Here is an 18419-nt window from a genome sequence, read left to right on the forward strand (position 1 = left end):
ACACCCCTTGTCATATCGGGTCGGGCATAGTCGTCTCTCCCCGAGGAGATGGCCATGCCCGAGACCCTTTCTGACCGCCAGCTCAACCGCGCCACGCTCGCCCGGCAGTGGATGCTGGAACGCGCCGATATTGCCATTCCCGACGCCGTCACCTTCCTGCTCGGTCTGCAGGCGCAAACCACCAACACGCCCTATATCGCGCTGTGGAATCGCATTGCGGGCTTCACTCATGGCGCATTGACCGCGCTGATCACCGACAAGACCCTGCTCCGCGCCACCACCATGCGCACCACGCTGCATTTGCATACCGTGCCGGATATGCGCAGGATTCGCCCGCTCATGCAGCCCGTGCTGGACCGCACCTTCAGTTCGGTCGCCAAATCACGCGCCATCAATGCGGACCGGTTGGACGTCAACCGCCGAGGCGTCGCCATAATCGACGAAGCGCCCATGACTTCAGGCGAACTCGGCCGACGCCTGCGCGAACATTTTCCCGATAGCGATCCGCTGGTTCTGGCCCAGGTGGTGCAGGGCGCCGAAACGCTGATCCAGATTCCCCCTACCCGCATCTGGGGCCATGGCGGCGCGCCGCTGCTGATGCGTATCGAAAAATGGATCGGCCAAGGCCTCGGCGACCCAATCCCCCTGCCCCAACTGGTCCTGCGCTATCTCTCCGCCTATGGCCCCGCCAGCGTCAAGGATATGCAGACCTGGTGCGGCCTCACCCGCCTCGCCCCGGCCTTCGACGCCGTGCGCGAAGACTTGGTAGAATTCCGTGGCGAAGATGGCCGCGTGCTGTACGACTTGCCCAACGCGCCACGCCCTGACTCCGACACACCAGCGCCGGTCCGCTTCCTGCCCGATTACGACAATGTCTTTCTAGGTTTCGCCGACCGCTCCCGCCTGCAACCAACTTACGCCCGCGAACGCATGGTGGTCGTCAACGGCTATGTCGCAACCTTCACCATGGACGGCTTCATCGCCGGCAACTGGACCGTGAACCGGACCAAGGATAGCCTCACGCTCGACCTCGCCCCCTTCCGCAAGCTCAGCAAAGCCGAGAAGACGGATATCGAGGCCGAGGCCCTCGCCATGGGGGCTTTTCTCGCCGATGGAATGGCAAAGGTCGCGGTCGAGTGGCGCCCGCTTGTTGGCTGATTACTGCTCCAGCGCCCGCCGGCCCAGTGACACCACTTCGACCGGCTTGCCCACCAGGGCATCGTCGATCTTGGCCAACAGATCCGCCAGCGTGAACGGCTTGACGATGACGTCATAGATCAAGGCGTCCAGCCCATGCGCCCGCTCGCGCTGGTCGGCAAAGCCGGTCATCAGCACGATGATCACATCGGGATATTTGGCCGCCACATGCAGCGCCAGCGCAATGCCATCCATGATCGGCATCTTGATGTCGGATAGCAGCAGGTCGAACCGGCCCTGCTCTTCATCCGCCGTTTCGGCAGCCAATCCGCCATCTTCCTCGGCCACCACTTCGTGGCCCTTCATGGTCAATGCGCTGACCACAAAGGCGCGCACGGACGGATCGTCTTCGGCAACAAGAATACGGGCCATCAGGGATGCTCCGGAGAAATGGGGGCCTGGGGCGCAGACGGCCCGGCATTGCCCGATATAGGTGTTGTCTGGCGCAGCGCCACATTGCCGGCCGTCGCGCCAAAGCTCAGCCGCATGCGCGCAGCCTCCCCGGGCGGCAGGGCCAATTGGGTATCAAAGCTCGAACGCTCGCCCGCCATCAGATCGCGCACCGATGGGGTGACGCTCCACTCGTAAATGGCCGCGCCAGACGGATCGAGCAGTGTTACCACGACCGGCGGCACCGCCACGGGGTCAGGTAGCAGCCCCACCAGCTGCGCCGAAACGATCAGTACGTCCTTGCCATCGCGCAGCGCCCGCTGCGCAGTGATATTGGAAAAATCGAGGCCCACGACATTGACGCCCATGCCCAGCGACGCATAAACGCCGGCCAGCGAGGGGATGCGCTCGACCAATTGCACGCGACCGAAATAGAACAGGCCAATCAAGCCGCACAGGATGAGGGTGCCGCCCACCCGCGCCGCTCGGCGCAGCCGGGCTAGCGGCAAATGCGCGATCAGCGCGCTCTGCCGGCGCAAAAATGCCTTTTGTCGCTTGCGAATGACCGCCGGGTCGAGCTCACCGGCCGGTTTTGTCTTGTGTTCCTGCTCGGCCGCCAGCCGCTGCGCCAGTTCGGCGGCCACAGCCTTTTCCTCGGCCGCCAGCGCCTCATCCAATCCGTCCTCGGCCATGGCTTCGAACAATTGATCGGCCGGTTCCGGCGGAGCCTCGGGCCGCACCGGCTCCTGCTGCCAGGCGCGCTGGCAATAGGCGCATTGCACCTTGCGACCGACCGAGCCAATGGCCTCGTAGGTCACCTGATACTTGGTCTGGCAATGGGGACAGGTGATGATCATCGGGCCAGACAATGAGGGTAAAACATAAATGCGCCCCGCCGAACCTATGCCGATGGGGTTAAAACTCCTCAAACCACGCGGCGGAAACGGCAAAACACCACAATTGTGCCGTTTCCTGCGGGCAATGGCTCACGCCAGCCGCATCGGGCGCCCGCCTTTGTTATGATGCGCACCATGGCTGATTCGCCCCTGGGCGCTCCGGCCGGCGGACAAGTGGGGAGCCTGCTTTTTTGATCGAGTTTTCCGATGTGGGACTGCGCTATGGCAACGGTCCCGAAATCTTGCGGGACCTGACCTTTTCGATCGAGCCCGGCTCGTTCCATTTCCTCACTGGCCCCTCGGGCGCCGGCAAGACCAGCCTGTTGCGCCTGCTGCTGCTTTCGCTCAAACCCTCGCGTGGCAAGGTCACCATGTTCGGCGAGGATGTGAGTGATCTGAGCCAGGACCGGCTGCTGCAGATGCGCCGCCATATCGGCATCGTGTTCCAGGAATTCCGCCTGCTCGATCACCTGACGACCTTTGAAAATGTCGCCCTGCCTTTGCGCGTGCTGGGCCAGGCCGAAAGCGAATACCGCCCCAATGTCACCGAACTGCTCGACTGGGTCGGTCTGGGCGAGCGCATGAACGCCCTGCCGTCCTTGCTCTCGGGTGGCGAAAAACAGCGCGCCGCCATCGCCCGCGCCGTCATCGCCCGGCCCAAAGTGCTGCTGGCGGACGAACCCACCGGCAATGTCGATCCGGAACTGTCGAGCCGGCTCGTGCACCTCTTTGCCGAACTCAATCGCACCCTCGGCACCACGATTATCCTGGCCACCCACGAATTGCCGCTGCTCGACAAATTCTCCTATCCCCGCATGTTGCTTAGTAAGGGCGAGCTGGTGATCCATGATTGAGCGCCTTTTCTCCCTCCTGCCCCGCCGCCGCGGCGCCGCGCCCATCGTTCCGGAAAAAAGCGTTGCGGGCCGCACCCTGCTGCTCATGATCACCATTATGAGCTTTCTCTCCGCCGTCACGCTGGGCGGGGTAGTGCTGGTGCAAAAATCAGCCATCGCCTGGTCGGCCGACGTTGGGCGCGAACTCACTATCCAGATCCGCCCCGTCGAGGGCGAGGTCATGGAGTCAAATCTGCGCACCGCCGTGTCGCTGGCTCAGACCACGCCCGGCGTCGCCTCCGCCCGTGCGCTGACCATCGAGGAAAGCCAGAAGCTGATCGAGCCCTGGCTGGGCGCTGGGCTCGACCTCACCGCCATCGAGATTCCCCGCCTCGTGGTCGTGCAATTGGCCGATCCGGTCGATGCCGATATCGAGGGGCTCACCCGCAATCTTCAGGCGGTCAAGGGCGCGAGCCTCGATACCCACGCCGCCTGGCGCCAACAGCTCAATACCATGGCGGGCACCATCGTGCTCTCGGGCCTGATGGTATTGGCCTTGATCGGCGTCGCTACCGTGCTCGCTATCATCTTTGCCACCCGTGGCGCCATGGCCAGCAATCGCGGGATTGTCGACGTGCTGCACTATATCGGGGCCTCCAACCGCTTCATTGCCGGCGAATTTCAGGGCCGGTTCCTCTCCATCGGCCTGCAAGGCGGACTATTGGGCGCGGCCGCCACGCTCCTCTTCTTCTTCGTCATCAGCACGGCGGCGGGCAATGTGCTGTCCAGCGAAGCCGGTGCGCAAATGGGCGTATTGTTCGGGCGCTTTGCCCTGGGCATAGACGGGTTGATCGGTATCATCGCCGTCATTCCCGTCATCGCGGCGCTCACCGCCATCACCTCGCGCATGACGGTGCGCCGCTATCTCAGCGAGACCTCGTAGCGCCATGCAGCCCGTCACTATTGCCCTCACCGAAGACGACGCAGTGGCGGCGCAACGGCTCTATGGCACCTCGTTCCTGCTGCGCCGCTCCATCCTGCTGCGCTTTGGCGCGATGTGGCTGTTTCTGCTCATCGCGCTGATTGCCATTTCTCTGGGTACCGACGGGGCAGGCACTATTCCCTTTACCGGGATCATCATCCTGATAGCCGTGCTGCCCGTCTGCATCATCGTGGGCATGACGTTGATCCAGGGCCCGCGCGCTGCCCGCCAGGCCTTTGCCTCGCAAAAAACCCTGCGCGCGCCCGTCGACTATAGCTGGTCGCCGCAAGGGCTCAGCTTCAGCTCCGAATACGGGGAGAACCTTGTGCCCTGGGCGCACCTGCATTCCTGGCTCGAAAACGACAAGATCATCCTGCTCTTTGAAGGTCCCCGCATCTATCGCATGCTGCCCAAGCGGCTACTCAGCGCCGATCAGCTTGCACAATTGCGGGAATATCTCGCCAGCAGCGGCATTGCCCATTAAGAACGCTGCGGAAGCTGGCCACCCATTGCGCCAGAGAGGTCCGATTTGAAGTTCATCCAGGCGATCCGCACGGCGCTGTTCTATGTGGTCTTTATTGGCCAGACCGCCATTATCGCCATCATCATCGGCCTGCTCTGGCTGATCACGCGCCGCCGCACCACTCTCGCTTGGACGCTGGCCAAATACTGGTGCCGCTCCAATGTGTGGCTGCTGCGCGTACTGACCGGAGTGCGCACCATCGTCACCGGCGCCGAGAATATCCCGGAGGGCGGCTGCATCATTGCCAGCAAGCACCAGTCCGATTGGGACGTCTTCGCCGTTTTTCCCTATACCGGCCGGCCCGCCTACATCATCAAGCAGGAGCTAATGGACCTGCCATTTTTTGGCTGGGCCGCCCGCTCGCTCGATTGCATCGCTGTCGATCGCCGCCGCGGCGCCGATGCCATTCCTCAATTGATGACCCAGGCCCATGCCGCCATCGATCGCGGCTGCCGCATCGTGATTTTCCCCGAAGGCACCCGCAAGGCTCCGCTCGCTCCCGCCGATTACCGGCAGGGCATTGTGCGCATGTATGGCGAGCTGAACGTGCCCGTCGTGCCGGTGGCGCTGAATTCCGGCCTGTTCTGGGGCCGCAATAGCCTGGTCATCTGGCCAGGCAAGGCCGAAGCCAAATTCCTGCCCGCCATCGAACCCGGGCTGCCGCCTGACGTTTTTTCCGCCCGACTCAAAAAAGCCATCGAATCCGAATCGACTGAACTGATTCTCGCTGCCGCCGAAAAGGGCCTCTCGCGTCCCCTGGACCCCGATCTCAGCAGCAGGATCGACGCTCTCAAGGCTTCGCGCTCCTGACGGCCAGCACCACTATATATTGACAGAATCTGCTGTCACATACATAGATGTAGGAACGACATGGGTGCCAGCTTGACAGTTGCGGCATTTTGTTCTAATTTTGTTCTTGTTCTACCGAACAGGGGACACGGCAATGGCTGGCATGGTTGAGGGCAGGATTGTGACACACGGCTTTAGCCGTGGGACCAATTGGCAGGGCCGTTCGGGCCGTTCCTATGACCTGGTCAGCGAAAATCTCGAACATTTCGCCATGGGCGAAGCCGAGCTCTACATCATCGCCAAGGGTAGCCACGTGCTCTGGGTCGGCTCGACCGCCGATCTCGTGAGTGATCCTATGAGCCGCAGCCGCTTCCGCCTCGCGCTGGACTGCGCCGACCGGGTCTTCCGCCTCGTCTCCCCCGCCGCCGATTCCGAACGCCTCAGCACGATCTGGGACCTCGAAGGCGCCGAACCCATGGCCGCCCAGGCGGCCTGAGGTCCTAGGCGGCTTCCGCACCCTCTTCGAGCATATCCACCAACGCCATCAGCTGCCGGTCCCGGATCCCCAGCGTTGCCAGATGGCGCGCCGTATTGATCACATAATCCACATTGCGGCCCGATAGCCCCACCCCGGCCCGCACCATGGCCAATTGCTGCTCCAGCGACAGCCGCCCGGCAAATTGCTCATGGACCTCGTCGACCACAAAGGCCAGGGCGCTCACCATCCGCCCGTCGGCCAGCCGCACCGGGCGCATCACATCGCGATAGACCGATGTGACCTGCTCGCGTTCTTCCAGATATTCCCGCACCGCCGCCCAATCCGCCTCGGCCACCTCAAACACCATGCCCCGGCAGGCCCCGCCCCGCGCCAGCCCGAACACTAACCCAGGTCGTTCGGCCGTGCCGCGATGATGGGTTGAAATGATCGACAGCGAGCGATGCGCGCCGCGCAACAGGCCCTGCTGCGCGCTGATATGGGCAAAGCCGGGGTTCCAGATCAGCGAGCCATAGCCGAACACCCAATGGGTTCGGGACAGGCTCGATTGTGCGTTCAGCGTCATATCCACACCAGAATCCTAGTAAAGCTGCGCGATTGCGGCAACGGCCCTCTGCATCTAGTTGCCATGCAATTATAGATCGACCCGGATTTACCCACGCTGAACGGCTTTAGCCGCAGCGCCGCCGAGGATAAGAGTGCTCCCCATGAAGAAGCGAATCATCATTCTCGGCAGCGTCGTGCTGTTTGTCGTCCTCGCCTGGAGCGTTGCCTGGCTGGTCATTGCCGGACTAGTGCGGCAAAATATCGAGGCTCAGGCCCAGGCTGACGGCATTACCAGCCCGCGCCTCACCTGCGGCACGCTCGATGTCGGCGGCTTCCCCTTCCGCTTCGATGTCGACTGCACCGACGCGAAAATCGCCAGCGGGGACCTGCTGACTGAAATCCCCGGCATTCGCGCCAGCATCATGGTCTATCGCCCCACCCATCTGCTGGCCTCCGCGCTTGGCCCCGCCAGCATCACCGACGCTTTTACCGGCCTGCGCAATACGCTGGCCTGGTCGGGTTTCGAAGCCAGTATCCGCGTGGATGACTGGCGCATCGCCCGTCTCTCCATCATCGGCAAGGACATGGTCTGGTCCGATACGCTGATGGGCAATAGCGTGCTGGCGCAAAGCCCGCTGATCGAAGCCCATCTGCTCGACATTCCCGAGCAGCACGATAGTGACCGCCACCTGTCAGCGCTGGCCGGTTATATCCATGCCCAGAACCTGGCCTATCCCGGCCTGACGCTGACCGACACCAATGCCGAAATCGAACTCGAACTGAACGGCCTGCCCGACGACATCCGCAATTGGGGCGATCCGCTGCTGCTCACGCTCTGGCAGCAAGCGGGTGGCCAGCTCAAGCTGGTCTCGGTGCGCGGCAGCGACGCCGCATCCACGCTCGATGCCAGCGGCGACCTCAAGCTCGACGATGCCGGCCAGGTCGAGGGCCAGATCGACATCAAATCCACCGGCGTCGCCGAACGCATCGGACCCCTATTGGCCGAGCCCTGGCGGACCCTGGTGCTGGGCACGCCCGGCGCCGATGGCACTTACACTAACCAGCTCAATTTCCGCGCCGGCGGCATCTATTCGGGTCTTGTTCCGATAGCCGCCATCCCACCGCTCTACTAGCGGCAGCTCGGGATTCAGCTCAGGCTGAGTCGAAAATGGTGGTTTTTGAGAACCGGAGCGGAGCGTACTTTTTGTACGTGAGCACCGGAAGCGCAGAAAACTGCCATTTGTAGGCCAGCCTCAGCTAAATCCTAGGCGTCGTCGCCCCCGCCATGCTCGCGCACAAACAGAGGCGCGGCGGGCGCGGGCGGCGCCTCGTGCGGCCGGCCGAAATCGGGGGCGGCGGTTTCCTGCCCAGCCGAAATGATCGAGCGACGAATGGCGCGCGTACGGGTAAAAATCGACTCCAGCGCCGGGCCGTCCCCGCTATCGACCGCCCGCTGCAGCACGGAGAGGTCCTCAAGAAACCGCCCCAGCATTTCCAGCACCGCTTCGCGATTGGTCAGGAACACATCGCGCCACATCACCGGATCGGATGCGGCAATACGGGTAAAATCACGGAAACCGCCCGCCGAGAACTTGATGACTTCGGACTTGGTGACGGTTTCGAGGTCATCCGCCGTGCCCACAATATTGTAGGCGATCAGATGCGGAATATGGCTGGTAATGGCCAGCACCATATCGTGGTGTCCCGCTTCCATGATTTCGACATCGCTGCCCATGCCTTCCCAGAAAGCCGCGAGCTTTTCAGTCTGCGCCTGCGGCACATCGGGCTGCGGCGTCAGAATGCACCAGCGGCCGGCAAACAGCTCGGCAAAGCCCGCCGACGGCCCCGAATGCTCGGTGCCTGCAATGGGGTGCCCCGGAATAAAGCTCACGCCAGCGGGCACATGCGGACCCACCACCTTGACCACATGCGCCTTGACCGACCCGACATCGGAAAGGATTGCGCCGGGCTCCAGCGCTGGCCCAATGGCCTTGGCAATCGCCTCATAGGCGCCCACCGGCGCGCAAAGGATCACCAGGTCCGCACCGCGTACGGCTTCGGCGGCGTCCAGCGTATAGATATCGCCCAGATTGAGCGCCCGCGCCTCTTCCAGCGTTTCGCTCTTGCGGGTGGATATGGCGATCACTTCGGCCAGCCCCTGCCGGCGGGCGGCCAGCGCGATGGAGGAGCCGATCAGCCCAATGCCGATCAGCGCGAGTTTGCGGAATTTGACGCTCATGATGCGGTTTTCACCAATGCCTTGAGAATGCCGGCAACGCCAATCATGGCCTGTTCGCTGCCGATGGAAATGCGCAAGCCATGCGGAATACCATAGGACGTGCCGATTTCGCGCACGATCAAGCCGCGCTGCATCAGCGTCTCGAAGGCCAGCGCGGCATGCTCGGCATCGGGAAACAGCACCATGACGAAATTGGCCTGGCTGGGCACGACATGCATGTAATTGCCATCCAGCTCGCTCACCAGCCAGTCACGCCACTTGGCATTATGCGCATTGAGCCGGGCGGTGAACTCGACATCGCGCGTAGCCGCCGCTCCCGCCAGCTGCGCCGGCAGATTGACATTGAACGGCCCGCGAATGCGGTTGATGACGTCCACGATGTGGGCCGGGCCCACCATCCAGCCAATACGCGCCGCCGCCAGCCCCATTTTGGAGAAAGTGCGAACCATCACGACATTGTAGGCCTCACCAACCAGCTCCAGCCCCACCGAATAATCCGCCGCCGTCACATATTCGGCATAGGCGCTGTCGATGACGAGCAGGATATCGGGCCGCAGCCCGGCATGCAGCCGCCGCACTTCGGCGTCGCTGAGATAGGTGCCGGTCGGATTGTTCGGATTGTCCAGCCAGACGATCTTGGTGCGCGGCGTCACTGCGGCCAGCAGTGCATCGACATCGGCGGCGTAATTGGTGGCATCCACCTTGACGATACTGGCGCCCGTCGCCTTGGTAATGATGGGATAAACCGAAAAACCATATTGGTTCATCAGCGCCTCATCGCCCTCGCCCAGATAGCATTGCCCGAGCAGGTGCAGCAGATCGTCCGAGCCATTGCCGCAGACGATACGTTCGGGATCGATGCCATGCACCTCGCCCAGCGCCGTGCGCAGGATTTTCGAAGACCCTTCGGGATAGATTTCCAGATGATCGGCGACCGACCGAAACGCCTCGATCGCCTTGGGGCTGGCCCCCAAGGGAGATTCATTGGACGAGAGCTTGACGACCTTGCTGCCCGGCGCGCCGGACTTGCCGGGCACATAGGGCGAAATGTCGAGAATGCCGGGCTGCGGCGTTGGGCGAAGATCGTCGGACATGGTGCTGCTTATCGGGGGTCAAAACCGCGCGGACCATAGTCAACCTAACGCGCTATGGCAAAGGAAAGCACTAGCCCTGGCGTGCGGTCGCAGCGCTCAAGCCCGGTACGCGCACGAAGCGCTCTTCCTTCTTGCGGCGGGGGACGGCAGGAAACGCCTCCTTGCGCGCCCGCACGCAGATCACCCCGCTCATCGCCGGGCCGAACAACCGGCCGACGCCCTCGAAAAAGCGCGTTGATTTCAGCACCAGCGAAGACTGGAACGGGGGCAAGAACAGCCCGTCCCGCCAGGCCACGGGCACGAAACTATGGTCGCGCAGCAGCTTTTCCAGCTGCCCGCCCGAATAGGGATTGCCCGAGCCGAAGGGGGTATTGTCGCGCTGCGCCCAGATGCCGCGCCGCCGCGGCACGACCAGAATCAGATGCCCATTGGGTGCGGTCACCCGCCACAATTCGCGCATCAATTCCTCATCATCCGACACATGCTCGAGCATATGCACGGCAATGGTCAGATCGATCGAGGCATCGGTCAGCGGCATTTCCAGCGGATCGCACAAAACGGTATGGGACGGGCCCTCGCGCGGCCAGGCCGACGCGCCTTGCCGCGCCGGCATGAAGGCCAGCACCCGTTCCGCTTTGCCCAGTGCAAAGCGCATATAGGGCGTGGCAAAGCCCAGCCCCAGGACCCGCAGGCCTGCTACATCGCCGGCCAGGCCCAGCACCTGTTCGCGCACCAGTGTGCGGGAAATCCGGCCCAGGGGAGATTTGTAATAGCCAATCAGGCGGGTGACATCGCTCGTCATATGCTAACTCTGCCGCAGTGCGATGAACTTGTCTAATGGGCCTTTGCCATGTCAGGTGCGCGCAGCTAGCTTTCGGGCAATAATCTATTCAAGGAGCAGTTTCATGGGTTTGATCGTCGACGTCTTTGCGGCGCGCAGCGACAATTTCGGCTATCTGGTGCACGACACCGCCACCGGCCGCACCGCCGCCATCGATGCTCCCGAGGCCGCCGCCATCAAGAATGCCTTGCTCTACCGGGGTTGGACGCTCAGCGATATTTTCATCACCCACCACCATATCGACCATGTCGAGGCTATCCCCGAACTCAAGGCGGAATATGGCGTTCGGGTGGTTGGCCCCAGGGCCGAGGCCGACAAGATTGCCGGGTTGGATGAGCTGGTGGAGGCCGGCGACCAGATCCAACTGGGCGAGACGGTGTTCGATGTCTATGCCACGCCCGGCCATACGCTGGGTCACGTGGTTTTCCACGACAAGGCCGGCAAGCATCTGTTCACCGCTGACGCGCTGTTCTCGCTCGGCGTCGGGCGGATGTTCGAGGGCACGCCAGAACCAATGTGGAATGGAATCAAGGCGTTACGTGACTTCCCCGACGACACGCTGATCTATTGCGGCCATGAATATACCGAGAGCAATGCCCGCTTTGCGCTGTCGGTCGATCCCGACAACAAGGCGCTGCAGGCGCGGGCCGAAGAGGTCAAGGCGCTGCGGCAGGCCGGCAAGGCTACGATTCCGGTGAGCCTGGGAACCGAAAAAGCCACCAATCCGTTCCTGCGGGCGGACGATAAGGTGATCGCCGCCTATTATGGATTGGAGAATGCGGCGCCCGCCGAAGTGTTCGCGGCCCTGCGCAAGGGCAAGGATAGTTTCTGACAATCCACCGCTTTCGCGCTGCAATAGGTTAACAGACTGTTAGCATCTGGCATAACGTTTGCCCTGTATAGGGTAACGCGCCAGAGCACCCGTCCCATTCCGGGACAATCTGGCCCGCTTTGATACAGGCGAGGCATAAATGGCTGATTTTGAGACGGAAATCGGGCCTATATCGGGACTGCCGGTCGCGCTCGAACCGGCGGGCCCCAAACCCTCGCTGCTGCGCAGCCAGACCGGCGCGGCTTTCGTCAGCCAATTGCTGACCGGAAGGGCGCAACTGGGACAGCAGCGTCCCCGCCAGCGGCCACCGCTCGAAGGCGCCATCGGCCTTTATGCCAGCCGCGCCCGGTCCACCCAGCGGCGCATGCCGCCGGGTTATCGTAAGACGCTTCTGGCTTAGCGGGGATTACTGCCCCTCGGGTCGAGCCCGAGGCGGGAACCCGCCCTACTTCTTCAGCTTGAGCGGTCCGACCATTTGTTCGGGCTTCACTTCGGCGTCGAATTCCTCGCCGGTGAGCAGGCCCAAGGCGATGGCTTCTTCGCGTAGCGTGGTGCCGTTCTTGTGCGCGGTCTTGGCGATCTTGGCGGCGTTGTCGTAACCGATCTTGCGATTGAGCGCGGTGACCAGCATCAGCGACTTGTCGACCAATTCCTTGATGCGGGCGCGGTCGGGCTCGATGCCGATGGCGCAATTGTCGTTGAACGAGCGCGCCGCATCGGCCAGCAGCCGCACCGATTGCAGGAAATTGTACGCAATCACCGGCTTGAACACGTTGAGCTCGAAATTGCCTTGGCTGGCGGCAAAGCCGATCGCGGCATCATTGCCCATCACCTGCACAGCCACCATGGTCATGGCTTCGGACTGGGTCGGATTGACCTTGCCCGGCATGATCGAGCTGCCCGGCTCGTTTTCCGGAATGGTGATTTCGCCCAGGCCCGAGCGCGGGCCGGAGGCCAGCCAACGCACGTCATTGGCAATCTTCATCAGGGCGGCAGCAAGTTGCTTCAGCGCCCCCGAAGTGCCGACAAAGGCGTCATGGCCGGCCATGACAGCATATTTGTTGGGGGCGGTGACGAAGTCATGCCCGGACAGCGTGGCGATCTCCTTGGCCACGGCCACGGCATAATCGGGATGGGCATTGAGCCCGGTGCCGACGGCGGTGCCGCCCAGCGCCAGTTCCTTGAGCTGGGGAATGGTGACCTTGATGGCCTGCACGGCCAGATCGAGCTGGGCGACCCAACCGCTCATTTCCTGGCCCAGCGTCAGGGGCGTTGCATCCTGCAGATGGGTGCGGCCGATCTTGACCACATCCATGAATTCTTCCGACTTGGAGGCCAGCGTGTCGCGCAGCTTTTCGACGCGCGGAAACAGGTAATTCTCCAGCGCCTCGACGGCCGCAATATGCATGGCAGTCGGATAGGTGTCGTTGGACGACTGGCTCATATTGACATGATCATTGGGGTGGACGGGCTTTTTGGAGCCCATGGTGCCGCCGGCCAATTGGATGGCGCGATTGGAGATCACCTCGTTGACATTCATATTGGACTGGGTGCCCGAGCCGGTCTGCCAGACGACGAGCGGGAAGTGGTCTTCCAGCTTGCCGGCAATCACCTCGTCGGCGGCAGCGACGATCAGGTCGCGTGTCTTGTCGTCGAGCAGGCCAAGTTTGTTATTGGCCAAAGCCGCGGCCTTTTTCAGAATGCCGAAGGCATGCACGATTTCCTTGGGCATTTTTTCCCCGCCAATATCGAAATTGGCCAGGCTTCGTGCCGTCTGCGCGCCGTAATATTTGTTATCCGGGACATTGATGGTGCCCATCGAGTCCGATTCAACGCGCATGCTCATGGAAATCTCCGAGTGTGGGCCGCTTCTTTTTGGCGGCATGGTCAAAGCAAAACGGCCGATCCCCATCGGGACCGGCCGTTGCATTATCTACAAATCCGAGCGCATGGCTGCAGCTCGTCTTCGGCTTATTTCTTGACGTCGAGAATCTGCCGGCCGCGATACATGCCGGTCTTGAGGTCGACGTGATGCGGACGACGCAGCTCGCCCGAATCCTTGTCTTCGACATAGGTAGGGTTGGCAAGAGCGTCGGCCGAGCGGCGGAAGCCGCGCTTCATCGGCGAGGTCTTTCGTTTTGGCACTGCCATGGTCGGTACTCCGAATTCAATATCGTTGCGCCGCCAAAGCGGCCCAGAGACTTATCTCTGTTGGGATTGACCGGGTCTATAGAGCAAGACGGGGGGCTTGGCTAGTGGGTTTTGTGGTGGAATGGACCCTGTGAACAGTAGGACGAACGAAGAGCTCTGTTTCACCCACAGCGCCTCCCTCGGGCTTGACCCGAGGGCCATTCCCAATTCGGTATGAGCGGCGAGTGGCCCTCGGGTCAAGCCCGAGGGAGACTCGGTGAATGAGGCGGTTGCAGTGCCCCTCACAGCGCCAGACGCCCGCCCTCCCCGACGCAGCTGGCGCGGTCGCCATATTGCTGGGTCCGGTTCTGCACGATGCCGGCAATGCGCAGCATGCCGCCCGAGGGCCGGCCCGGCTGGCGCAGCATGGGATTGGGCAGGGCCGTGACTAACAGCGTGGCCGTCCGCCAATCCAGGTTCTGTGGTTCGATGCCGAAGGCCCGCTGCGCCCCCGCCGCCACGCCGAATTGGCCTTCAGGGCCCCATTCGGCAATGTTGAGGTAGATTTCCATGATCCGCCTTTTGGGCAGCACCAGATCGACATAGAGCGCCAGCGGCACTTCGAGCGCCTTGCGCACCACGCTTTGCCCGTTCCAGAGAAACAGATTCCGCGCCACCTGCATGGTGATGGTCGAGGCGCCGCGCGCATCCTCGCCCGCCATATAGCGCTCGACCTCGTCGCGCAGAGCGCCCAGATCGACGCCCCAATGCCGGCAGAATTGGCCATCTTCGGACAGCACCACAGCCGCCTTGAGGCGATCGGAAATCTCCCCGATATCGCGCCATTCGCGCACCACGGGGCGCCCGGTGACATAGCGCTCGAGCATGGGCACCGAGACCGGATCGATGACGAGATAGACGGGGGTCAGCACCAGCGGGATGGCAATGAGGGCAGCGGCCAGCATGCAAAGAGGACGCAGAATGCGCCAGATGCCCTTGGGTTTGCGTGCTCGTGCCATGGACCATTCCATAGCGGCAGCAGCGGGCGGGGCAAAGAGCTGGCGGCCATTTCCACCCACAATGTCATTCCCGCGAAAGCGGGAACCTCTGTTTTACGATGCAAAAGACAGCAAACGGAGGTTCCCGCTTTCGCGGGAATGACACCGTGCTAGGTGTTGGATCGTATCCCCTTGCCGCCCACGCCCCAAACCGGCTAGCAACGAGCCATGTACGATTTTGCCGCCGACATTGCCGATTGCGCCCTGGCCGTGGAAACCGCGCTTGACCGGCAATTGACGGCCGACCGGCTGAGCGGCCCCGGCCCGGCTGCGGATCGACTGATCGCCGCCATGCGGCATGGTAGCCTGGGTGGCGGCAAAAGGCTGCGGCCGCTGCTGGTGCGCCAGGCCGCCAATATCTTCAACGTGCCGCCGCATGCCGCATTGATCGCCGGGCTGGCCGTCGAAATGATCCATTGCTATTCGCTGATCCATGACGATCTGCCCGCCATGGACGATGATGACCTGCGCCGCGGCCGCCCCACCGTGCACAAGGCCTTTGACGAGGCTACGGCGATCCTGGCCGGTGATGCGCTGCTCACCCACGCCTTTGGCCTGCTCGCTTCCCCCGAATGCCATCCCGATCCCACCACGCGCGTGACGCTGGTGACTGAACTGGTGGCGGGCAGCGGCGCCGGGGGCATGGCCGGGGGGCAGATGCGCGATATCGAGGGCGAGGCGGGCGGCTTTTCTGGCGATGACGTTGCCACCATGCAGGCCATGAAAACCGGTGCGCTGATCCGGGCCAGCGTGCGCATGGGCGCCATTCTGGGCGGGGCCGATCCACGGGCTCTGTCCGCACTCACTGCCTATGCCGAGGCCGCCGGCCGCGCCTTCCAACTGGCCGACGATATCCTCGACGTCACCGCTACGCCCGAGGCCATGGGCAAGGCCACCGGCAAGGACGAGGCCAAAGGCAAGCAGACCCTGGTCGCCCGTATCGGCATCGAGGAAGCCCGCGAGCATCTCAAGGCCACCGTCACCTCCGCCCAATCGGCCCTGCGCACCTTCGGCCCCAAGGCCGATGGCCTGCGCGCCACCGCCCGCTATTTCGCCAGCCGGGAAAACTGAGCCATGGCCCAATTGCTCAGCATCAATCTGGGCGCGGCCCAGCACATTCCGGGCTATGCCCCGCTGACCGGCATCATCAAGACGCCGGTCGCCACAGCCGATATCGAGCGGCTGGGCCTGGCGGGTGATGCCATTTGCGACCGCAAGCATCACGGCGGCAGCGATCAGGCCATCTATGTCTATTTCGCCGATGACTATCTGTGGTGGGCCGATGAATTCGGCCAATCGATCGTGCCGGGCACCTTTGGCGAGAACCTGACCATTGGCGGCGTCGAGGGCCGTGAAATTGCCATTGGCGATCGCTTCGCCATGGGCCCGGCACTGCTCGAAGTCACCTATCACCGCACGCCCTGCATGACCTTTGCCGCGCGCATGGGCGATCCGGGCTGGGTCCGGCGCTTCCACCGCGCCAACCGCCCCGGCGCCTATTGCCGGGTGCTGACGCCGGGCGCGGTCGAAGCGGGCATGGATGTGGGCTACCAGCCCTTTGCCGGCGAGCGCGTCACGGTCAGCGAGTTGATGGCACTCGACGGCGCGAGGGAAATCGACCCCGCCTTCATGCGCCGGGCACTCGCCACCCCGATCCGCGAAAAGACGCGGTTCAAGTTTGAAACCCGCCTCGCCAGCCTATTCTGAGAACTTTTGTCATGAGCCTTGCCTCCGTCCAAGCCGATCTCGCTGCCCGCGCGCCTGACCTCATGGTCGAAGTCACCGAGCACTCCACCGCCACCGTGCAATTGGCCGCCGATGTGCATGGGGTCGAACCCGGCCAGATCGCCAAGACGCTGTGCATCCGCGTCAATGGCGAGGTGCTGCTGCTGGTCACCCGCGGCGATGCGCGGCTCGACAACCAGAAATCCAAGGCGGCCTTTGGCGGCCGCCCGCGCATGCTGGGGGCCGAGGAGGTCGAACAATTGACCAGCCATCAGGTCGGCGGCGTCTGCCCCTTCGGGCTGCCGCAGCCTTTGCCGATCTATCTCGACGCTTCGCTCAAAGTGTATGAGCTGGTCATCCCGGCTGGCGGCTCGACCCACGCTTCGGTGCGGCTCAGCGTCGCGCGGCTGGCCGAGCTGTGTGGCGGCAAATGGGTGGATGCGTGCCAGCCGCCGGTCGAAATTGCCGAAGCCGGCTGACCCGGCCTATTCCGCCGCGGTCTTCTGCCCCGTCCCGAATTTGCGCTCGATATAATCGGCCACCATCGCTTTGAACTGGTCGGCGACGTCGGCGCCGCGCAGGGTGGCGACTTTTTCACCGTCGACGAAGACCGGCGCGGCCGGGGTTTCGCCCGTGCCGGGTAGAGAAATGCCGATATTGGCGTGCTTGCTCTCGCCCGGGCCATTGACGATGCAGCCCATGACGGCCACCGACAGGCCCTCGACGCCAGGATAGCGTTCCTTCCATTCGGGCATGGAATGGGAGAGGTGATCCTGGATATCCTTGGCCAGCGTCTGGAACGTGGTGGACGTGGTGCGCCCGCAACCGGGGCAGGCAGCGACCACCGGCAGGAACTGGCGGAAGCCCATGGTCTGCAGCAATTCCTGCGCCACCTTGACCTCGGTGGTGCGATCCCCACCCGGCTCGGGCGTGAGGGAAATGCGGATCGTGTCGCCAATGCCCTGCTGCAGCAGGATCCCCAGGGCGGCCGACGAGGCCACGACGCCCTTGGTGCCCATGCCCGCTTCGGTCAGCCCCAGATGCAGGGCATAATCGCAGCGGGCGGCGAGGTCCTGATAGACCGCGATCAGATGCTGGACGTCACTGACCTTGGTGGAAAGGATGATCTTGTCGCGCCCCATGCCCAGCGCTTCGGCGCGTTGCGCGCTCAGAAGCGCCGACTGGATGATCGCTTCGCGCTGCACGGCGGAGGCCGAAATCGGCGCCGCGGAGGCCGCGTTCTCGTCCATCAGCTTGGTCAGCAGTTCCTCGTCGAGCGAACCCCAGTTCACCCCGATACGGACGGGCTTGTTGTAGCGGTTGGCAATCTCGATCAGCGTCGAAAACTGCGTGTCGCGCTTGGCCTTGAAGCCGACATTACCCGGATTGATGCGATATTTCGCCAGGGCTTCGGCGCAGGCGGGGTGGTCGGTGAGCAGCTTGTGGCCGATATAGTGGAAATCGCCCACCAGCGGCACGTCATAGCCCATGAAGGCGAGGCGATCGCGGATGATCGGCACGGCCGCCGCGGACTCGTCGCGATCGACGGTGATGCGCACGATCTCGGAACCCGCCCGCGCCAGTTGCATCACCTGCTTGACCGTCGCGTCGATATCGGCCGTGTCGGTATTGGTCATGGACTGCACGACCACGGGCGCGCCGCCGCCGACAAGCACCCCGCCGACATCCACACCTACCGATTGCCTGCGTGCCGCCGGACCCGCCATCATTCACCTGTCTAAAGCTGTTGGCCGCAGAAATAAGCCTCCGAGCCTATCTGCGCAATGTTTCTGATTGATGATGGCGAAGACGTGTCGCGATCACAATTGCCGCACCATCTTGAACCCG

General features: G+C 63.1%; 22 protein-coding genes. 12 read left to right on the forward strand and 10 right to left on the reverse strand.

The genetic code is table 11. The annotated features are described in order from the left end of the window. Positions 1–54: 54 nt before the first annotated feature. Positions 55–1158: a winged helix DNA-binding domain-containing protein gene (locus ACI3KW_RS17920; protein ID WP_404849226.1), complete on the forward strand. Its 1104-nt coding sequence runs from the start codon at positions 55–57 to the stop codon at positions 1156–1158. On the opposite strand, the gene ACI3KW_RS17925 is transcribed toward ACI3KW_RS17920, so the two are convergent. Both ACI3KW_RS17925 and ACI3KW_RS17930 read right to left on the reverse strand, forming a co-directional pair. Then, the gene (locus ACI3KW_RS17925; protein ID WP_404849227.1) at positions 1159–1569 is read right to left on the reverse strand and encodes a response regulator; all 411 of its coding nucleotides are present in this window, start codon (positions 1567–1569) and stop codon (positions 1159–1161) included. Next, the gene (locus ACI3KW_RS17930; RefSeq protein WP_404849228.1) at positions 1569–2444 is read right to left on the reverse strand and encodes a zinc-ribbon domain-containing protein; all 876 of its coding nucleotides are present in this window, start codon (positions 2442–2444) and stop codon (positions 1569–1571) included. The genes ACI3KW_RS17925 and ACI3KW_RS17930 overlap by 1 nt, the downstream gene beginning before the upstream one ends. 230 nt (positions 2445–2674) lie before the next feature. Here ACI3KW_RS17930 and ftsE point away from each other — a divergent pair, with 230 nt between their 5' ends. The 5 genes from ftsE (at position 2675) to ACI3KW_RS17955 (ending at position 6106) form a co-directional block, all read left to right on the forward strand. After that, entirely contained in the window at positions 2675–3337 is a 663-nt protein-coding gene (ftsE, locus tag ACI3KW_RS17935) for a cell division ATP-binding protein FtsE (RefSeq protein ID WP_113119880.1), read from the forward strand. Beyond that, on the forward strand, positions 3330–4259 hold the full coding sequence (locus ACI3KW_RS17940; RefSeq protein ID WP_404849229.1) for a cell division protein FtsX: 930 nt from the start codon (positions 3330–3332) through the stop codon (positions 4257–4259). Before ftsE ends, ACI3KW_RS17940 begins: the two co-directional genes overlap by 8 nt. A gap of 4 nt (positions 4260–4263) precedes the next feature. Next, complete coding sequence (locus ACI3KW_RS17945) at positions 4264–4782, forward strand: YcxB family protein (RefSeq protein ID WP_404849230.1); 519 nt, start codon at positions 4264–4266, stop codon at positions 4780–4782. A gap of 45 nt (positions 4783–4827) precedes the next feature. After that, positions 4828–5631: a lysophospholipid acyltransferase family protein gene (locus ACI3KW_RS17950; RefSeq protein ID WP_404849231.1), complete on the forward strand. Its 804-nt coding sequence runs from the start codon at positions 4828–4830 to the stop codon at positions 5629–5631. A 133-nt stretch (positions 5632–5764) separates the two neighbouring features. Continuing rightward, complete coding sequence (locus ACI3KW_RS17955; RefSeq protein WP_113119884.1) at positions 5765–6106, forward strand: hypothetical protein; 342 nt, start codon at positions 5765–5767, stop codon at positions 6104–6106. Positions 6107–6110: 4 nt separating this feature from the next. On the opposite strand, the gene ACI3KW_RS17960 is transcribed toward ACI3KW_RS17955, so the two are convergent. Further along, positions 6111–6671, reverse strand: a complete 561-nt coding sequence (locus ACI3KW_RS17960; protein WP_404849232.1) for a gamma-glutamylcyclotransferase — start codon at positions 6669–6671, stop codon at positions 6111–6113. 142 nt (positions 6672–6813) lie between these two features. On the opposite strand from ACI3KW_RS17960, the gene ACI3KW_RS17965 reads away from it, so the two are divergent. After that, a complete protein-coding gene (locus ACI3KW_RS17965; protein WP_404849233.1) occupies positions 6814–7785 on the forward strand; it encodes a DUF2125 domain-containing protein in 972 nt (323 codons plus the stop codon). A 131-nt stretch (positions 7786–7916) separates the two neighbouring features. On the opposite strand, the gene ACI3KW_RS17970 is transcribed toward ACI3KW_RS17965, so the two are convergent. The 3 genes from ACI3KW_RS17970 to ACI3KW_RS17980 form a co-directional block, all read right to left on the reverse strand. Next, complete coding sequence (locus ACI3KW_RS17970) at positions 7917–8894, reverse strand: prephenate/arogenate dehydrogenase family protein (RefSeq protein WP_113119887.1); 978 nt, start codon at positions 8892–8894, stop codon at positions 7917–7919. After that, positions 8888–9985, reverse strand: a complete 1098-nt coding sequence (hisC, locus tag ACI3KW_RS17975) for a histidinol-phosphate transaminase (protein ID WP_404849234.1) — start codon at positions 9983–9985, stop codon at positions 8888–8890. The genes ACI3KW_RS17970 and hisC overlap by 7 nt, the downstream gene beginning before the upstream one ends. A gap of 70 nt (positions 9986–10055) precedes the next feature. Further along, entirely contained in the window at positions 10056–10787 is a 732-nt protein-coding gene (locus ACI3KW_RS17980) for a class I SAM-dependent methyltransferase (RefSeq protein ID WP_113119888.1), read from the reverse strand. 103 nt (positions 10788–10890) lie between these two features. On the opposite strand from ACI3KW_RS17980, the gene gloB reads away from it, so the two are divergent. Beyond that, positions 10891–11658 carry a hydroxyacylglutathione hydrolase gene (gene gloB / locus ACI3KW_RS17985; RefSeq protein WP_404849235.1) on the forward strand — a complete coding sequence of 256 codons (768 nt, stop codon included), beginning with the start codon at positions 10891–10893 and terminating at the stop codon, positions 11656–11658. 139 nt (positions 11659–11797) lie between these two features. Further along, positions 11798–12058 (forward strand): hypothetical protein, encoded by a 261-nt coding sequence (locus tag ACI3KW_RS17990; RefSeq protein WP_404849236.1) that lies wholly within the window; start codon positions 11798–11800, stop codon positions 12056–12058. A gap of 45 nt (positions 12059–12103) precedes the next feature. Here the strand turns inward: ACI3KW_RS17990 and fumC are convergent, their stop codons facing one another. The 3 genes from fumC to ACI3KW_RS18005 form a co-directional block, all read right to left on the reverse strand. Next, positions 12104–13504, reverse strand: coding sequence for a class II fumarate hydratase (gene fumC, locus ACI3KW_RS17995; protein ID WP_404849237.1), 1401 nt, complete (start codon positions 13502–13504; stop codon positions 12104–12106). 125 nt (positions 13505–13629) lie between these two features. Next, a complete protein-coding gene (gene rpmF, locus ACI3KW_RS18000) occupies positions 13630–13809 on the reverse strand; it encodes a 50S ribosomal protein L32 (protein ID WP_035097219.1) in 180 nt (59 codons plus the stop codon). A gap of 281 nt (positions 13810–14090) precedes the next feature. Continuing rightward, positions 14091–14807: a transglycosylase domain-containing protein gene (locus ACI3KW_RS18005; RefSeq protein WP_404849238.1), complete on the reverse strand. Its 717-nt coding sequence runs from the start codon at positions 14805–14807 to the stop codon at positions 14091–14093. 207 nt (positions 14808–15014) lie between these two features. Here ACI3KW_RS18005 and ACI3KW_RS18010 point away from each other — a divergent pair, with 207 nt between their 5' ends. The 3 genes from ACI3KW_RS18010 to ACI3KW_RS18020 are packed head-to-tail and all read left to right on the forward strand — an operon-like array spanning position 15015 to position 17050. Continuing rightward, complete coding sequence (locus ACI3KW_RS18010) at positions 15015–15917, forward strand: polyprenyl synthetase family protein (RefSeq protein ID WP_404849239.1); 903 nt, start codon at positions 15015–15017, stop codon at positions 15915–15917. 3 nt (positions 15918–15920) lie between these two features. Then, positions 15921–16553 carry an MOSC domain-containing protein gene (locus ACI3KW_RS18015; protein ID WP_404849240.1) on the forward strand — a complete coding sequence of 211 codons (633 nt, stop codon included), beginning with the start codon at positions 15921–15923 and terminating at the stop codon, positions 16551–16553. Positions 16554–16564: 11 nt separating this feature from the next. Further along, complete coding sequence (locus ACI3KW_RS18020; RefSeq protein ID WP_404849241.1) at positions 16565–17050, forward strand: YbaK/EbsC family protein; 486 nt, start codon at positions 16565–16567, stop codon at positions 17048–17050. A 6-nt stretch (positions 17051–17056) separates the two neighbouring features. Here ACI3KW_RS18020 and ispG read toward each other — a convergent pair whose 3' ends face one another. Then, on the reverse strand, positions 17057–18298 hold the full coding sequence (gene ispG, locus ACI3KW_RS18025; protein WP_404849284.1) for a flavodoxin-dependent (E)-4-hydroxy-3-methylbut-2-enyl-diphosphate synthase: 1242 nt from the start codon (positions 18296–18298) through the stop codon (positions 17057–17059). Between the last annotated feature and the right edge of the window lie 121 nt (positions 18299–18419).

Origin of the sequence: Devosia sp. ZW T5_3, assembly GCF_044987315.1 — a bacterium.
Lineage (GTDB): Bacteria > Pseudomonadota > Alphaproteobacteria > Rhizobiales > Devosiaceae > Devosia.

Bases quoted from the DNA above. Each gene is read 5' to 3' on its own strand.
- gloB (WP_404849235.1), top strand. From the start codon at position 10,891: ATGGGTTTGATCGTCGACGTCTTTGCGGCGCGCAGCGACAATTTCGGC.
- ispG (WP_404849284.1), bottom strand. From the start codon at position 18,298: ATGGCGGGTCCGGCGGCACGCAGGCAATCGGTAGGTGTGGATGTCGGC.
- ACI3KW_RS17940 (WP_404849229.1), top strand. From the start codon at position 3,330: ATGATTGAGCGCCTTTTCTCCCTCCTGCCCCGCCGCCGCGGCGCCGCG.
- ACI3KW_RS17990 (WP_404849236.1), top strand. From the start codon at position 11,798: ATGGCTGATTTTGAGACGGAAATCGGGCCTATATCGGGACTGCCGGTC.
- ACI3KW_RS17965 (WP_404849233.1), top strand. From the start codon at position 6,814: ATGAAGAAGCGAATCATCATTCTCGGCAGCGTCGTGCTGTTTGTCGTC.
- ACI3KW_RS17955 (WP_113119884.1), top strand. From the start codon at position 5,765: ATGGCTGGCATGGTTGAGGGCAGGATTGTGACACACGGCTTTAGCCGT.
- ACI3KW_RS17920 (WP_404849226.1), top strand. From the start codon at position 55: ATGCCCGAGACCCTTTCTGACCGCCAGCTCAACCGCGCCACGCTCGCC.
- ACI3KW_RS17945 (WP_404849230.1), top strand. From the start codon at position 4,264: ATGCAGCCCGTCACTATTGCCCTCACCGAAGACGACGCAGTGGCGGCG.
- ACI3KW_RS17930 (WP_404849228.1), bottom strand. From the start codon at position 2,444: ATGATCATCACCTGTCCCCATTGCCAGACCAAGTATCAGGTGACCTAC.
- rpmF (WP_035097219.1), bottom strand. From the start codon at position 13,809: ATGGCAGTGCCAAAACGAAAGACCTCGCCGATGAAGCGCGGCTTCCGC.
- ACI3KW_RS18020 (WP_404849241.1), top strand. From the start codon at position 16,565: ATGAGCCTTGCCTCCGTCCAAGCCGATCTCGCTGCCCGCGCGCCTGAC.
- hisC (WP_404849234.1), bottom strand. From the start codon at position 9,985: ATGTCCGACGATCTTCGCCCAACGCCGCAGCCCGGCATTCTCGACATT.
- ACI3KW_RS18010 (WP_404849239.1), top strand. From the start codon at position 15,015: ATGTACGATTTTGCCGCCGACATTGCCGATTGCGCCCTGGCCGTGGAA.
- ACI3KW_RS18015 (WP_404849240.1), top strand. From the start codon at position 15,921: ATGGCCCAATTGCTCAGCATCAATCTGGGCGCGGCCCAGCACATTCCG.
- ACI3KW_RS17960 (WP_404849232.1), bottom strand. From the start codon at position 6,671: ATGACGCTGAACGCACAATCGAGCCTGTCCCGAACCCATTGGGTGTTC.
- ACI3KW_RS17980 (WP_113119888.1), bottom strand. From the start codon at position 10,787: ATGACGAGCGATGTCACCCGCCTGATTGGCTATTACAAATCTCCCCTG.
- ACI3KW_RS17925 (WP_404849227.1), bottom strand. From the start codon at position 1,569: ATGGCCCGTATTCTTGTTGCCGAAGACGATCCGTCCGTGCGCGCCTTT.
- ACI3KW_RS18005 (WP_404849238.1), bottom strand. From the start codon at position 14,807: ATGGCACGAGCACGCAAACCCAAGGGCATCTGGCGCATTCTGCGTCCT.
- fumC (WP_404849237.1), bottom strand. From the start codon at position 13,504: ATGAGCATGCGCGTTGAATCGGACTCGATGGGCACCATCAATGTCCCG.